Below are 15,398 nucleotides of genomic sequence, written 5' to 3'. Positions count from 1 at the left end.
GATGAAGGATTAAGATTCGCTATCAGAGAAGGTGGAAGAACAGTAGGATCAGGAGTTGTAACTTCTATAATTGAATAATTAAGATTTTTAATAGGACTGGGTTCTAAACCTAGTCCTTTTAAAAGAAAACACAATAAGATATCTTTAATGATTTTATAGTATAATGGGCGCGAGGAATTATTTACAATTGACATAAGTGTTAACTTGTGATAAGTTGTTTAAGTAGCAATTGCGGTTAACGATATATTATCAAGAGAAGAAATTATTGGTTTTATAAATAAGATTAAATACGCATAAACTAGGAGGTGTAGATTGTGAGAGTTAAAATAACTTTAGCATGTACTGAATGTAAACAAAGGAACTACAACACAATGAAAAATAAAAAGAATAATCCAGACAGAATCGAAATGCAAAAATACTGCAGATTCTGCCACAAACATACACTTCATAAAGAAACAAAATAGTTCTTTTAGAACTTGAAATATTTTGGGGATGTGAAAATTATGGCTGAAAAAGTTGAGGGTAAGGCGATTAACCCTAAAAAACGAATGAAGATAGTGCAGTTTTTTATCGACTTAAAAGCGGAATTTAAAAGAGTAACATGGCCTACAAAAGAAGAGCTTAAAAAAGCTCTTATGGCGGTAATATGCTTTTGTTTTCTTTATGTAATAATTGTAGGTTTGTTAGATGCTGGTTTTAAAAACCTTTTTAATTTGATTTTTAAATAATTTAAAAGGGAGGTAAGGGGACGATAGAATTATGGCCCCTGTAACTATGGCAGAAGAAAAAGCTAGGTGGTATGTAGTTCATACATATTCTGGATATGAGAATAAAGTTAAGGCTAATCTTGAAAAAGCTATTGAAAATAGAAATCTTGAAGAATTCGTTCATGATATTCAAGTACCTATGGAAGAGCAAGTAGAAATCAAGGATGGCAAAGAAAAAGTTACATTAAGAAAAGTATTCCCAGGATATGTGATGGTTAAGATGGTTATGACTGATGACTCTTGGTATATTGTTAGAAATACTAGAGGGGTCACTGGGTTCGTAGGTCCTGGATCAAAACCGGTGCCTTTAACAGATGATGAAATTCACAATATGGGAATAGTTGAAAAACAAGTTACTGTAGATGTTGAAGTTGGAGAACAAGTGAAGGTTGTATCAGGACCATTTGAAGACTTTGTTGTCGCAATTACTGAAATATCTATAGAAAAACATAAAATTAAAGGATTAGTTAACATGTTTGGCAGAGAAACCTCTGTTGAACTTGATTTTAATCAAATACAAAAACTTTAAGACTTAGTAGAATGATGTCTAAAAGACTAAATTCTATTTAAGTGGGAGGACTTATAAAAGTCCGATTACCACAATATAGGAGGTGTAAACTCATGGCTAAGAAAATAACAGGAATGATAAAACTTCAACTTCCTGCAGGAAAGGCAACACCAGCACCACCAGTAGGACCTGCACTTGGTCAACACGGTGTAAATATTATGGGATTCTGTAAGGAGTTCAACGCAAAAACTGCGGATCAACCAGGTATGATAATACCAGTTGTAATTACAGTTTACCAAGATAGATCATTTAGTTTTATACTAAAAACTCCACCAGCAGCAGTATTATTAAAGAAAGCGGCTGGAATAGAGAGTGGATCAGGTGTTCCAAACAGAACTAAGGTTGCGACAGTTTCAGCAGCTAAAGTTAAAGAGATAGCTGAATTAAAGATGCCAGACTTAAATGCTGCATCATTAGAAGCTGCTATGAACATGATAGCTGGAACAGCTAGAAGCATGGGAATAGTAATCGAAGAGTAATTTCAATTAATTCGGTGGGAGGCAAAAACCGTTAATACCACAAAGGAGGATGCAAAATGGCTAAAATGGGAAAGAATTACATAGAAAGCGCTAAGTTAATAGACAAGAATGCTCTATACACACCAGCAGAATCTATGGAACTTGCAATAAAAACATCAAAAGCTAAATTCGATGAAACAATCGAAGTTCACGTAAGACTTGGTGTTGACCCAAGACATGCAGATCAACAAGTAAGAGGAGCAGTAGTACTTCCTCATGGAACAGGTAAAACTGTTAGAGTATTAGTTTTCGCTAAAGGAGATAAAGCAAAAGAAGCAGAAGCTGCTGGAGCTGATTTCGTTGGAGCAGAAGAACTAGTAGATAAAATCCAAAAAGAGAACTGGTTTGAGTTTGACGTAGTTGTAGCTACTCCAGATATGATGGGTGTAGTTGGAAGACTAGGTAGAGTATTAGGACCTAAAGGTTTAATGCCAAACCCTAAATCAGGTACTGTTACATTTGATGTAGCAAAAGCTCTAAATGATATTAAAGCTGGTAAAGTTGAATACAGAGTAGATAAAACAGCTATAGTTCACGTAGGCGTTGGTAAGAAATCTTTCGGATCTGAAAAGTTAATGGATAACTTCCATACTTTAATGGATGCTATTGTTAAGGCTAAACCAGCTGCTGCAAAAGGACAATATATTAAATCTGTTACTGTAGCATCAACTATGGGACCAGGGGTTAAAATTAATCCAACAAAAGTGTTAGATTAGTATTGCATTAAATTTTTTAATGTGTTATAATACAAAAGTTGAATATATTCCGTAGACAGTAGGTGCTAAAAAGCGTAACTAAATACCTACCGAGGATGCTAATAAATGATTTTATTGGTCTCTTCGTGTCTGCGGAGAGACCTTAATTTTTTAATATACAGTGAAAGCTGTAAGGAGGTGGATACACAGTGCAAAGTAAAAATAGATCTTTAAAAGAAGCAAAAGTTGCTGAAATAAAGGAAAAGTTAGAAAAAGCTCAAGGAGTTGTTCTTAGTGAGTATCAAGGACTAAATGTTGAAGAAGATACACAATTAAGAAAAGCGCTAAGAGAAGCAGGTGTTGAATATAGAGTATATAAAAATACACTAGTTACATTAGCTGCTAAGGAATTAGGAATTGAAGGATTAGATCAATATCTTCAAGGACCAGTTTCAATAGCTTTAGGATATGATGATCCAACATCACCAGCTAGAGTTTTAAATGACTTTGCAAAAACTCATAAAAAACTTCAATTAAAAGCAGGAGTAATCCAAGGTGAGTTATTTGGTGAAGCTCAAATTAAAGAGATCGCATCAATTCCATCAAGAGATGTACTTATTGCAAAACTACTTGGAAGCTTCAAGGCTCCACTTTCAAACTTAGCATATTTATTAAATGCTATAGCTGAGAAAAAAGGTCAAGAAGCAGCAGAGTAATTAGTCTAAGTAAGAATTTAAAAAACGTAGAGAAAATAAAAAATATAATTTAAAAATTTCGGAGGTGCATTTTAAAATGACAAGAGAAGAGATAATTCAAGCTATAAAAGATATGAGTGTTTTAGATTTAAACGAGTTAGTTAAGGCTTGTGAAGAAGAATTTGGAGTAAGTGCAGCAGCACCAGTAGCAGTTGCAGGTGGAGCAGTTGCTGGAGCAGCAGCTGAAGAAAAAACTGAGTTCGACATAGTATTAACTAATGCTGGAGCAGGAAAAATAAAAGTTATAAAAGTTGTTAGAGAATTAACTGGATTAGGATTAAAAGAAGCTAAAGATATAGTTGATGGAGCTCCTAAAACAATTAAAGAAGGCGTAAGCAAAGAAGACGCTGAAAGCATGAAAGCTAAACTTGAAGAAGTTGGAGCTACTGTAGAAGTAAAATAGTAAGTCAATGGATTTACATTGTGGAGTACTTAAATTAAGTACTCCATTTTTGTAACAAAAGAAATAAAGACAACTTAATAAATAAGTTTATTATATATTGACATTAAATAAAAATAATGATAATATAATTCAATGCGAATAAAGTTAATCAAGTCATGTGTATATTCATATTTAAGGAAAAAGTTCTTCGTATATTTATATAGAATTATAATTATGTGAATATTTTTCTACAAATTGGATAGAATTGCATGATGAATAAGTGTAAGTCCGAAACACAAAGTCCTAGGGGAAAGTGTGTCTTGGGTTATTTTAGTTTATACAAGGGGTGAAAATTATATGGTACATCCTGTAAAAGTTGGTAAAAGGGAAAGAATGAGTTTTTCCAAAGTAAAAGATACGGCTGAAATGCCAAACTTAATCGAAGTTCAAATTGATTCATACGATTGGTTTTTAGCTGAAGGATTGCACGAGGTATTCGATGATATTAATCCTATACAAGATTATACTGGCAACTTATCTTTAGAATTTGTCAACTATAAATTGGATATGGAGAACATTAAGTATTCCGTTGAGCAGTGCAAAGAAAGAGATACTACTTATGCAGCACCATTAAAGGTGAAAGTTAGGTTACAAAATAATGAAACAGGAGAAATAAAGGAACAAGAAGTTTTTATGGGTGATTTCCCAATAATGACTGATCAAGGTACCTTTGTTATTAACGGAGCTGAAAGAGTTATAGTAAGCCAGTTAGTTAGATCTCCAGGAGTATATTATAATTATACTGTTGATAAGACTGGTAAAAAATTATTTTCTTCAACAGTTATACCAAATAGAGGAGCTTGGTTAGAATACGAGACTGACTCTAATGATGTAATTTATGTGAGAATAGACAAAACAAGGAAGTTACCTATCACAGTACTTATGAGGGTAATGCTAAACTATGGAAGTGATGCTGAAATTCTTGAGGTTTTTGGAGAAGAAGAAAGACTTAAGGCATCCTTAGAAAAAGATAATACAAAAGAAAAGAATGATGCATTACTAGAGATTTATAAGAGACTAAGACCTGGTGAGCCACCAACTGTGGATAGTGCCATTTCATTAATAGAGTCCTTATTCTTTGATGCCAAAAGATATGATTTGTCAAAAGTAGGTAGATACAAATTTAATAAGAAGTTAGCTGTTAAATGGAGAATTACCAATCAAACTGCTGCTGAAAATATAATTAATCCTTCTACAGGTGAAATTATAGTTGAAAAGGGAAATAAGATAAGCAGAGAATTAGCTGCAGAAATACAAAACTTGGGTATAAATTCTGTAGACATCCAAGTTGATGATAGAGTTCTAAGAGTTATAGGAAATAACTTTGTTGATTTATCTAAGCATGTAAGCTTTGATATTTCTGAATTAAACATTAAAGAGTATGTTCACTATCCTACATTAAAAGCGATATTAGAAACATATCATAATGAAGATGAAATTAAAGAGCAAATAAAGGCTAGCGTAAACAAGTTGGTTCCAAAACATATAATTAGAGACGACATATATGCTACATTAAGCTATGAGTTGGGATTACCGTACGGAATAGGATATGTAGATGACATAGACCATTTAGGAAATAGAAGATTAAGATCTGTAGGTGAATTATTACAAAACCAATTCAGAATTGGTTTATCAAGAATGGAAAGAGTAGTCAAAGAAAGAATGACTGTTCAAGATCAAGAAATAATTACTCCTCAGGCATTAATAAATATAAGACCTGTTGTGGCAGCTATAAAAGAGTTCTTTGGAAGCTCACAGCTATCACAATTCATGGATCAAACAAATCCACTATCTGAGTTAACACACAAAAGAAGATTATCTGCATTAGGACCAGGAGGATTATCAAGAGAAAGAGCTGGATTTGAAGTAAGAGACGTTCACTATTCTCACTATGGAAGAATGTGTCCTATCGAGACACCTGAAGGTCCTAACATAGGGTTAATTAACTCATTAGCTACATATGCTAAGGTTAATGAATATGGATTTATGCAGACTCCATATAGAGTTGTTGACAAGGAAACAGCTAGAGCTACAGATAAGATTATATATATAACTGCTGATGAAGAGGATAATTATCTTGTAGCACAAGCTAGTGAGCCATTATCTGAAGACGGAAGTTTCATAGATAAAAAGGTTACTGTTAGAGAAAAATCAGAAGTTATAATAGTACCAAGAGAGCAAGTAGACCTAATTGATATATCTCCAAGACAGATTGTATCCGTTGCTACAGCAATGATACCTTTCTTAGAGAATGACGATGCTACTCGTGCACTGATGGGATCAAACATGCAACGTCAAGCAGTTCCACTTCTAAAAACACAAGCACCAGTAGTTGGTACCGGTATAGAATATAAAGCTGCAGTAGACTCAGGAGTATTACCTAAGGCTAAGAATGCAGGGGTTGTATCCTATGTTAGTGGAAATGAAATAAGAATAAAAAGAGATATAGATGGTGGGACAGATGTATATAACCTATTAAAATTCAAGAGATCTAACTCTGGTACTTGTATAAATCAACGTCCTATAGTTGATAAAGGAGAAAAAGTTGATATAAATACAGTTTTAGCTGATGGTCCATCTACGGATTTAGGTGAAATTGCATTAGGTAAAAACATTAGAATTGGATTTATAACTTGGGAAGGTTATAACTATGAGGATGCTATGCTTATATCTGAGGAACTAGTAAGAGATGATATCTTTACCTCAGTTCACATTGAAGAATATGAGTCAGAAGCTAGAGATACTAAACTAGGACCAGAAGAGATTACAAGAGACATACCAAATGTAGGTGAGGATGCTCTAAAAGATATAGATGAGCGTGGAATAATAAGAATAGGTGCAGAAGTAAGATCAGGAGATATCTTAGTAGGTAAAGTTACTCCTAAGGGCGAGACTGAACTAACAGCAGAAGAAAGATTATTAAGAGCTATATTCGGAGAGAAGGCAAGAGAAGTAAGAGATACTTCACTAAGAGTTCCTCATGGAGAGGCTGGTATAATTGTAGATGTAAAAGTATTTACAAAAGAAAATGCTGATGAACTTCCACCGGGTGTTAATCAATTAGTAAGATGTTATATAGCTCAAAAGAGAAAAATATCTGTTGGAGATAAGATGGCAGGAAGACATGGTAATAAAGGTGTTATATCTAGAGTATTACCATTAGAAGATATGCCATTCTTACCGGATGGAAGACCACTTCAGATATGTTTAAATCCACTAGGAGTTCCATCACGTATGAATATAGGTCAGGTACTTGAGGTTCATTTAGGATGGGCTGCTAGTGAACTTGGATGGCATATAGCTACTCCAGTATTTGATGGCGCTTTAGATACAGAAATTCAAGATTGCTTAGAAAAAGCAGGATATAATAGGGATGGTAAAACTGTACTTTATGACGGAAGAACAGGAGAAGCATTTGATAATAGGGTTACAGTAGGATACATGTATATATTAAAGCTGCACCACTTAGTTGATGATAAGATACATGCTAGATCTACAGGACCATACTCGTTAGTTACGCAACAACCATTGGGTGGTAAAGCTCAATTTGGAGGACAAAGATTTGGTGAGATGGAAGTTTGGGCCCTTGAAGCTTATGGATCAGCTCATACACTTCAGGAAATTCTAACTGTTAAGTCAGATGATGTTGTAGGTAGAGTTAAAACTTATGAGGCTATTGTAAAAGGCGAAAATATACCTGAGCCAGGAGTTCCAGAATCATTTAAGGTACTTATCAAAGAACTTCAAGCATTATGCTTAGATATTAAGCTTTTAGATGAGAATCATGAGGAAATTAAACTTAAAGAATCTGTTGATGATGAAGTTGAAGACTTAGAGGTAAACATAGAAGGTAAAGAGGATTCCTTTACAAAAGAACCTGTGAAAGAATATGTTGAGCCAATAGATACTGATTCATCGGATGCGGAAGAGGATTCAGACTTTGAAGACGTTAAGTTAGATGATTTTGATGATGAATTAGAGCCAGATCTAGATTCGGATTTAGATATTGATTTAGAATCTGACCTAGACAGTGATTTAGTTTTAGATGATTTTAATGATGAACATTAAATTGAAGGGAGGATGTACCCTTGTTTGAATTAAATAATTTTGATGCAATACAAATAGGGCTAGCTTCACCAGAACAGATCAGAGAGTGGTCTAGAGGGGAAGTAAAGAAACCTGAAACAATCAACTATAGAACATTAAAACCGGAAAGAGATGGTCTGTTCTGCGAGAGAATATTTGGGCCAATGAAAGACTGGGAATGTCATTGCGGTAAATACAAAAGAGTTAGATACAAAGGTATAGTGTGTGACAGATGCGGAGTTGAAGTTACAAAATCTAAAGTAAGGCGTGAAAGAATGGGGCACATAGAGCTTGCTGCCCCTGTATCTCACATTTGGTATTTTAAAGGAATCCCATCTCGTATGGGATTAATCCTTGACATGTCACCACGTTCTTTAGAAAAAGTACTTTATTTTGCTGCTTATGTAGTGTTAGATCCAAAGGATACGCCGCTTGATAAGAAGCAAATATTAACAGAAAAAGACTATAGAGAAGCCGTAGATAAATATGGATATGATGGCTTTGTAGCAGGAATGGGTGCAGAATCTGTAAAAGTTTTATTACAAGATATAGATTTAGATAAGCTTTCTGCAGAACTTAAAGAAGATTTTAAAACAAGTACAGGACAAAAGAAAATAAGAACTATTAGAAGACTTGATGTGGTAGAGTCATTTAGAAAATCAACTAATAAACCAGAGTGGATGATTATAGATGTAATACCTGTTATACCACCAGATTTAAGACCAATGGTACAATTAGATGGTGGAAGATTTGCTACATCTGACTTAAATGATTTATACAGAAGAGTTATAAATAGAAATAATAGACTTAAAAAGTTACTTGATTTACAAGCACCTGATATTATCGTTAGAAATGAGAAAAGAATGCTTCAAGAAGCAGTAGATTCATTAATTGATAATGGAAGAAGAGGTAGACCAGTAACAGGCCCAGGAAATAGACCATTAAAATCTTTATCAGATATGCTTAAAGGAAAGCAAGGAAGATTTAGACAAAACTTACTTGGTAAGCGTGTTGACTACTCTGGACGTTCAGTTATCGTTGTAGGACCTGAACTTAAGATGTATCAATGTGGACTTCCAAAAGAAATGGCATTAGAATTATTTAAGCCATTTGTTATGAAAAAATTAACTGAAAGTGGAGTTGCACACAACATTAAGAGTGCAAAGAGAATGGTTGAAAGAGTTCAGCCTCAAGTATGGGATGTCCTTGAAGAAGTTATTCAAGATCATCCAGTATTACTTAACCGTGCTCCTACACTTCATAGATTGGGAATTCAAGCCTTCCAACCAATACTTGTAGAAGGAAGAGCTATAAAACTACATCCGCTTGTATGTACAGCATATAATGCTGACTTTGATGGAGACCAAATGGCAGTACACGTTCCTCTATCAGTAGAAGCACAAGCAGAAGCTAGATTTTTAATGCTTGCAGCGCACAATATTATGAAAGCTTCTGATGGTAAGCCAGTTTGTGTACCTACTCAAGATATGGTTCTTGGCTCTTACTACTTAACATTAGATAAAGAAGGAGCTAAGGGTGAAGGAAGAATGTTCTCGTCACCGGAAGAAGTAATGATGGCTTATGAAGCTAAGGATGTAGATATACATGCAGCTATTAAAGTTAAAGTATCCAAAATTATTAATGGAGAAAAACTTTTTGGTATTATTGATACTACATTAGGAAAGCTGATATTTAATGAATCAATACCTCAAAACCTAGGTTTTGTAGATAGAACTATACCTGATAATGAATTCAAATTAGAGATAGATTTCTTAGTAAGTAAGAAAAATTTGGGAAATATAATAGATAAGTGTTATACATTATATGGTCCATCTGAAACATCTAAGATGCTTGATAATATAAAAGCAAAAGGATATCATTTCTCTACTATCGGAGCTGTAACAGTAGCTGTTTCTGACATGGAAGTTCCAGAAATTAAGAAAGAATTACTTGCAGATGCTGATAATACCATTGACAAGATAGAAAAGATGTATAGAAGAGGATTCATATCTGAAGATGAAAGATATGAAAAAGTTATAGACAAGTGGACAAAAACAACTGAAGAAGTAGCTGACGCTCTTATGGATAGCTTAGATAAGTTTAATCCGATAAATATGATGGCTGACTCAGGAGCCAGAGGATCTAAGAGCCAAATTAAACAGTTAGCAGGTATGAGAGGACTTATGGCTAGTCCATCAGGTAAAATCATTGAGCTTCCAATTAGAGCTTCATTCAGAGAAGGACTTGAAGTATTAGAATATTTCATATCTACTCACGGAGCTAGAAAAGGAAATGCTGATACAGCACTTAAAACAGCGGACTCTGGATATCTAACAAGAAGACTTGTTGATGTTAGCCAAGATGTTATAGTTAGACAAGAGGACTGTGGAACTAAAGAAGGTTATGAAGTAAGTGAAATCAAAGAAGGAAATGAAGTAATTGAAGCACTAAGTGAAAGACTTTCTGGAAGATATAGTGCTCAAGATATAGTTCATCCAGAAACAGGAGAAATTCTAGTTAAATGTGATGAATATATGAATGCTGCTATGGCAGAAAAAGTTGAAAAAGCTAGAGTTAAGAAAATTAAAATAAGATCTGTATTTACTTGTAACTCTAAAATAGGGGTATGTGCTAAATGCTATGGTATGAACATGGCAACAGCGCAAAAGATCGATATAGGTGAGGCTGTTGGTATTATAGCAGCTCAATCTATAGGAGAGCCAGGAACTCAGCTTACAATGAGAACATTCCATACAGGTGGAGTTGTTGGAGCAGATATTACTCAGGGTCTTCCAAGGGTTGAAGAACTATTTGAAGCCAGAAAACCAAAGGGGCTTGCTATAGTAAGTGACTGTGCAGGTACAGTAAGAATGGAAGAAACTAAGAAAAAGAGAACTGTTATAGTAACAAGTAACTCCGGTGAAGAATTCACCTACGAAATACCATTTGGTTCAAGAATTAAAGTAATCAATGGAGATATAATAGATGCTGGAGATGAAATCACTGAAGGATCAGTAAATCCGCATGATATCATTAGAATTAAGGGTGTTAAGGGTGTTAAAAACTATCTTTTATCTGAGGTTCAAAAAGTTTATAGATTACAAGGTGTTGATATAAACGATAAGCACCTTGAAGTAGTTATAAGACAAATGACAAGAAAAATAAAGGTAGAAGAATCTGGTGATACTGATTTACTACCGGGAACAATGATGGATATATTTGATTTTGAAGAAGCAAATGAAAGAGCTTTAGCAGAAGGTGGAAAACCAGCTGAGGGCAAGATTGCACTATTAGGAATAACTAAAGCAGCACTTGCAACTGATTCATTCTTATCAGCGGCATCATTCCAAGAGACTACAAGAGTTCTTACAGATGCAGCTATCAAAGGAAAGATAGATCCGCTTGTAGGATTAAAGGAAAATGTAATTATAGGTAAGTTAATTCCTGCTGGAACTGGCATGAATAGATATAGAGGAATTGAAATCTGTGAAAATCAGCCAGTTACAGAGGTAGAAATTAACGCTTAATCATAGAGTTAGTTCTATTGACATGAATTATATAAAGTGATAAAATACATTTTGTATGTGATTGATAAAATAGTATTTTATCACTTTATGAATTAAAATTATGAGGGGGGTTAGTATGGTGACTAGGCTTGTTGGGGAAAAGGTTGTTGGAGTAAAACAAACAGCTAAAGCCTTAAAGAACAATTTAGGTTGTAAGCTGTATGTTGCAAAAGATGCAGATAGCAAACTACTAGAACCTATACTTAAATTAGCAGCAGACAGATCCCTAGAAATTATAGAAATTGATACTATGAAAGAGCTAGGTGTATTATGCGGAATTGATGTTTCAGCTGCAACTGCACTCATAATTTAAGGCTTGCTAATGACTAATTTATTATAGAATATCTATCATAATATTATTGTGTGAATAGATAAGCATTAGTAATTATTTTAAGGAGGTGAAATAATGCCAACTATAAACCAATTAGTAAGAAAAGGTAGAATGACATTAGCTTCAAAATCTACAGCACCAGCATTAAAAGAGTGTCCACAAAAAAGAGGAGTATGTACTGTAGTTAAAACAAGTACTCCTAAGAAGCCAAACTCAGCGTTAAGAAAAGTAGCCAGAGTTAGACTTACAAATGGATACGAAGTAACTGCTTATATTCCAGGTGAAGGACACAACCTACAAGAGCACAGCGTTGTTCTTATTAGAGGAGGAAGAGTAAAAGACCTTCCAGGTTGCAGATACCACATAGTTAGAGGAGCTTTAGACTCTGCTGGAGTAGCAAACAGATTACAATCAAGATCTAAATACGGTGCTAAGAGACCAAAACAAAAATAGGTCTTAATTAAAGAGTGCTATGCCTTCGAATTTATATAGATTTACATAGATTATAAGAGCAGAGCACTTTGCGGTAGAGATATCGAGTACCTATGAGTTAATTTTACAATGTTAAGGAGGGAAGAAAAGTGCCAAGAAAAGGATTTATTGCAAAAAGAGATGTATTACCAGATCCAATGTACAATTCAAAAGTTGTTACTAAATTAATAAACAGTGTTATGGAAGATGGAAAAAAGGGTGTAGCACAAAAAATATGCTATGATGCTTTCGATATCATTCGTGAGAAAACTGGAAAAGAACCTCTAGAGGTTTTTGAGGCAGCTATGAACAATATAATGCCATTACTTGAGGTTAAAGCTAGAAGAATAGGTGGAGCTACATATCAAGTACCTATCGAGGTTAGACCAGAGAGAAGACAAACATTAGGTATTAGATGGATGTTGCTAGCTTGTGAAAAAAGAGGCGAGAAATATATGAGAGAAAGATTAGCTAACGAGTTAATCGATGCTTCAAACAACACAGGAGCTGCAGTTAAGAAGAGAGAAGATACTCATAAAATGGCTGAAGCAAATAAGGCTTTTGCTCATTACAGATACTAATACAAAAACTGTTTTGGCTAAGGCCAAAACAGTTTTGTCGAATTTAAAATTACTCGTTAAGAGGAGGAAATAGGAATGGCTAGAAAATACCCTTTAGAGAAATTCCGTAATTTCGGAATTATGGCTCACATAGATGCAGGTAAAACTACAACAACAGAGCGTATTTTATTTTATACTGGTAAAACTCATAAGATAGGAGAAACTCATGAAGGTGCATCTCAAATGGACTGGATGGTTCAAGAACAAGAAAGAGGTATAACAATTACTTCTGCTGCAACAACATGTTTCTGGAAGGAACATGAATTAAATATTATAGACACTCCTGGACACGTAGATTTCACAGTTGAAGTTGAGAGATCATTAAGAGTACTAGATGGAACTGTTACAGTACTTGACGCCAAGAGTGGAGTTGAACCACAAACTGAAACTGTTTGGAGACAGGCAGACAAGTATGGTGTTCCAAGAATGATTTATGTTAATAAAATGGATGCTACAGGTGCTGATTTCTTTAGATGTATTAAGACTGTAAGAGATAGATTAAAAGCTAATGCAGTACCAATACAAATTCCTGTAGGTGCAGAAGAGAACTTTAAGGGAATGATAGATTTAATAGCTAATCATGCTATCATAACTTATGATGATTTAGGAACAGATGTAAGAATTGAAGAAATTCCTGCAGAGTTAGCTGATAAGGCTGAAGAGTATAGAATGGCTATGGTAGAAGCTATAGCAGAAACTGATGAGACTTTAATGGAGAAATACCTTGAGGGTGAAGAGATCACTGAAGAGGAATTACATGTTGCTTTAAGAAAAGCTACTATAGCAAATGAAATAGTTCCATGTATATGTGGATCATCATATAAAAACAAAGGGGTTCAAGAAATGATAAATGGCGTTGTTGCTTATTTACCATCTCCATTAGATATTCCTGCTGTTAATGGTACTACATTAGATGGCGAAGAAGATTCAAGAGAAGCATCAGATGAAGCTCCAATGTCTGCTTTAGCATTTAAAATTGCTACTGACCCATTTGTAGGGAAACTTGCATTTACAAGAGTTTACTCAGGTATAATGAAAGGTGGTACTTATGTACTTAACTCAACTAAGGGTAAGAAAGAAAGAATTGGAAGACTTGTTAAGATGCATGCTAACCATAGAGAAGAAGTAGAAGAGTTAGAAGCAGGTGAAATTGGAGCTGTTATTGGACTTAAAGGAACTACTACAGGTGATACTTTATGTTCTGAGGATAGACCAATAATTCTTGAATCAATGGAGTTCCCAGAGCCAGTTATATCTGTAGCTATTGAACCAAAGACAAAAGCTGGTCAAGAAAAATTAGGAATCGCTTTAGCAAAACTTGCTGAAGAAGATCCAACATTCAAAACTTATACTAATCAAGAAACAGGCCAAACAATCATAGCTGGTATGGGTGAGTTACACTTAGATATTATCGTAGATAGATTAACAAGAGAATTCAAAGTTGAATGTAACGTTGGTGCACCACAAGTTGCTTATAAAGAAACAATTAGAAAAGCTGTTAAAGCTGAAGCTAAATATGCTAAGCAATCAGGTGGTAAAGGACAATATGGTCACTGCGTAATAGAAATGGAACCAATTGAAGGTGATTATGTATTTGAAAATGCTGTCGTTGGAGGAGCTATTCCTAAAGAATATATTGCTCCAATTGATAATGGTATAAGAGAAGCTTCTAAGAATGGTATAATTGCTGGTTACGAGACTATTAACTTTAAGATTAGACTTGTACATGGATCATACCACGAAGTTGACTCATCAGAAATGGCATTCAAAATTGCTGGATCTATGGCGTTTAAAAATGCTATGGCTAAAGCTGACCCAGTATTACTTGAGCCAGTTGAAAAAGTTGAAATTACAGTTCCGGAAGAGTACATGGGAGATGTAATAGGAGACGTAAACTCAAGAAGAGGTAGAATAGAAGGTATGGAAGCTGTTAGTGGTGCTCAAGTTATTAGAGCATTCGTTCCACTATCTGAAATGTTTGGATATGCGACTACTTTAAGATCAAAGACTCAAGGTAGAGGTGTTTATTCAATGGTATTTGATCACTTTGAAGAAGTTCCAAAGAGCATTCAAGAGCAATTATCTAAAAAATAATTAAGAATAAATAATAAGTAAAAATATAATTGTTTTCTAATTAAGGAGGAATAAGAAATGGCAAAGGCAAAATTTGAAAGAAGCAAACCACACGTTAATATTGGAACAATAGGACACGTAGACCACGGTAAAACAACATTAACAGCAGCAATAACAACAGTGTTAGCAAGTAGAGGATATGCAGAAGCATTCAACTATGCTGATATAGATAAAGCACCAGAAGAGAAGGAAAGAGGAATTACAATCAACACATCACACGTTGAGTATCAAACAGAAACAAGACACTATGCACACGTTGATTGTCCAGGACACGCAGACTATGTTAAGAACATGATTACAGGAGCAGCACAAATGGACGGAGCAATCCTAGTAGTAAGTGCAGCAGACGGTCCAATGCCTCAAACAAGAGAGCACATACTTCTTGCATCAAGAGTAGGAGTACAATACATAGTTGTATTCTTAAACAAAGCAGATATGGTAGACGA

At 34.6% G+C, this 15,398-nt stretch carries 15 protein-coding genes and 1 other annotated feature; all 15 genes read left to right on the top strand.

What is annotated here, in order from left to right:
• Positions 1-78, top strand: a 78-nt coding sequence (locus tag ABDZ93_RS19625; RefSeq protein WP_446333865.1) for an EF-Tu C-terminal domain-related protein, incomplete at its 5' end; no start/stop codon positions are given.
• Positions 79-314: 236 nt separating this feature from the next.
• On the top strand, positions 315-464 hold the full coding sequence (rpmG, locus tag ABDZ93_RS19620; protein WP_035135045.1) for a 50S ribosomal protein L33: 150 nt from the start codon (positions 315-317) through the stop codon (positions 462-464).
• Positions 465-503: 39 nt separating this feature from the next.
• The gene (gene secE / locus ABDZ93_RS19615; protein ID WP_425544808.1) at positions 504-728 is read left to right on the top strand and encodes a preprotein translocase subunit SecE; all 225 of its coding nucleotides are present in this window, start codon (positions 504-506) and stop codon (positions 726-728) included.
• Between the two features lie 46 nt (positions 729-774).
• Positions 775-1,296, top strand: a complete 522-nt coding sequence (gene nusG / locus ABDZ93_RS19610) for a transcription termination/antitermination protein NusG (protein WP_343828211.1) — start codon at positions 775-777, stop codon at positions 1,294-1,296.
• Between the two features lie 92 nt (positions 1,297-1,388).
• Positions 1,389-1,814 carry a 50S ribosomal protein L11 gene (gene rplK / locus ABDZ93_RS19605; RefSeq protein ID WP_343828208.1) on the top strand — a complete coding sequence of 142 codons (426 nt, stop codon included), beginning with the start codon at positions 1,389-1,391 and terminating at the stop codon, positions 1,812-1,814.
• A 65-nt stretch (positions 1,815-1,879) separates the two neighbouring features.
• Entirely contained in the window at positions 1,880-2,569 is a 690-nt protein-coding gene (gene rplA / locus ABDZ93_RS19600; RefSeq protein WP_343828210.1) for a 50S ribosomal protein L1, read from the top strand.
• A 31-nt stretch (positions 2,570-2,600) separates the two neighbouring features.
• Positions 2,601-2,726 (top strand) — a sequence feature (ribosomal protein L10 leader region).
• 31 nt (positions 2,727-2,757) lie between these two features.
• A complete protein-coding gene (rplJ, locus tag ABDZ93_RS19595; protein WP_343828207.1) occupies positions 2,758-3,264 on the top strand; it encodes a 50S ribosomal protein L10 in 507 nt (168 codons plus the stop codon).
• A gap of 76 nt (positions 3,265-3,340) precedes the next feature.
• Entirely contained in the window at positions 3,341-3,706 is a 366-nt protein-coding gene (gene rplL / locus ABDZ93_RS19590) for a 50S ribosomal protein L7/L12 (RefSeq protein ID WP_343828205.1), read from the top strand.
• A gap of 336 nt (positions 3,707-4,042) precedes the next feature.
• Positions 4,043-7,813, top strand: a complete 3,771-nt coding sequence (rpoB, locus tag ABDZ93_RS19585) for a DNA-directed RNA polymerase subunit beta (protein ID WP_343828209.1) — start codon at positions 4,043-4,045, stop codon at positions 7,811-7,813.
• A 20-nt stretch (positions 7,814-7,833) separates the two neighbouring features.
• Entirely contained in the window at positions 7,834-11,358 is a 3,525-nt protein-coding gene (rpoC, locus tag ABDZ93_RS19580) for a DNA-directed RNA polymerase subunit beta' (protein ID WP_343828204.1), read from the top strand.
• A gap of 115 nt (positions 11,359-11,473) precedes the next feature.
• Positions 11,474-11,710, top strand: a complete 237-nt coding sequence (locus ABDZ93_RS19575; RefSeq protein WP_150842120.1) for a ribosomal L7Ae/L30e/S12e/Gadd45 family protein — start codon at positions 11,474-11,476, stop codon at positions 11,708-11,710.
• 93 nt (positions 11,711-11,803) lie between these two features.
• On the top strand, positions 11,804-12,181 hold the full coding sequence (rpsL, locus tag ABDZ93_RS19570) for a 30S ribosomal protein S12 (RefSeq protein WP_035135030.1): 378 nt from the start codon (positions 11,804-11,806) through the stop codon (positions 12,179-12,181).
• 128 nt (positions 12,182-12,309) lie between these two features.
• Positions 12,310-12,780 carry a 30S ribosomal protein S7 gene (rpsG, locus tag ABDZ93_RS19565; RefSeq protein ID WP_035135028.1) on the top strand — a complete coding sequence of 157 codons (471 nt, stop codon included), beginning with the start codon at positions 12,310-12,312 and terminating at the stop codon, positions 12,778-12,780.
• Between the two features lie 75 nt (positions 12,781-12,855).
• Positions 12,856-14,913, top strand: coding sequence for an elongation factor G (gene fusA, locus ABDZ93_RS19560; protein WP_343828201.1), 2,058 nt, complete (start codon positions 12,856-12,858; stop codon positions 14,911-14,913).
• 57 nt (positions 14,914-14,970) lie between these two features.
• On the top strand, positions 14,971-15,398 hold a 428-nt coding region (locus tag ABDZ93_RS19555), incomplete at its 3' end, for a GTP-binding protein (protein ID WP_343828200.1).

It is taken from the genome of Clostridium subterminale, assembly GCF_039521425.1.
Taxonomy (GTDB): Bacteria; Bacillota; Clostridia; order Clostridiales; family Clostridiaceae; genus Clostridium_J; species Clostridium_J subterminale.
The sequence above is the reverse complement of the archived record's forward strand: the minus strand, read 5'-3'. Positions and strand labels throughout refer to the sequence as shown.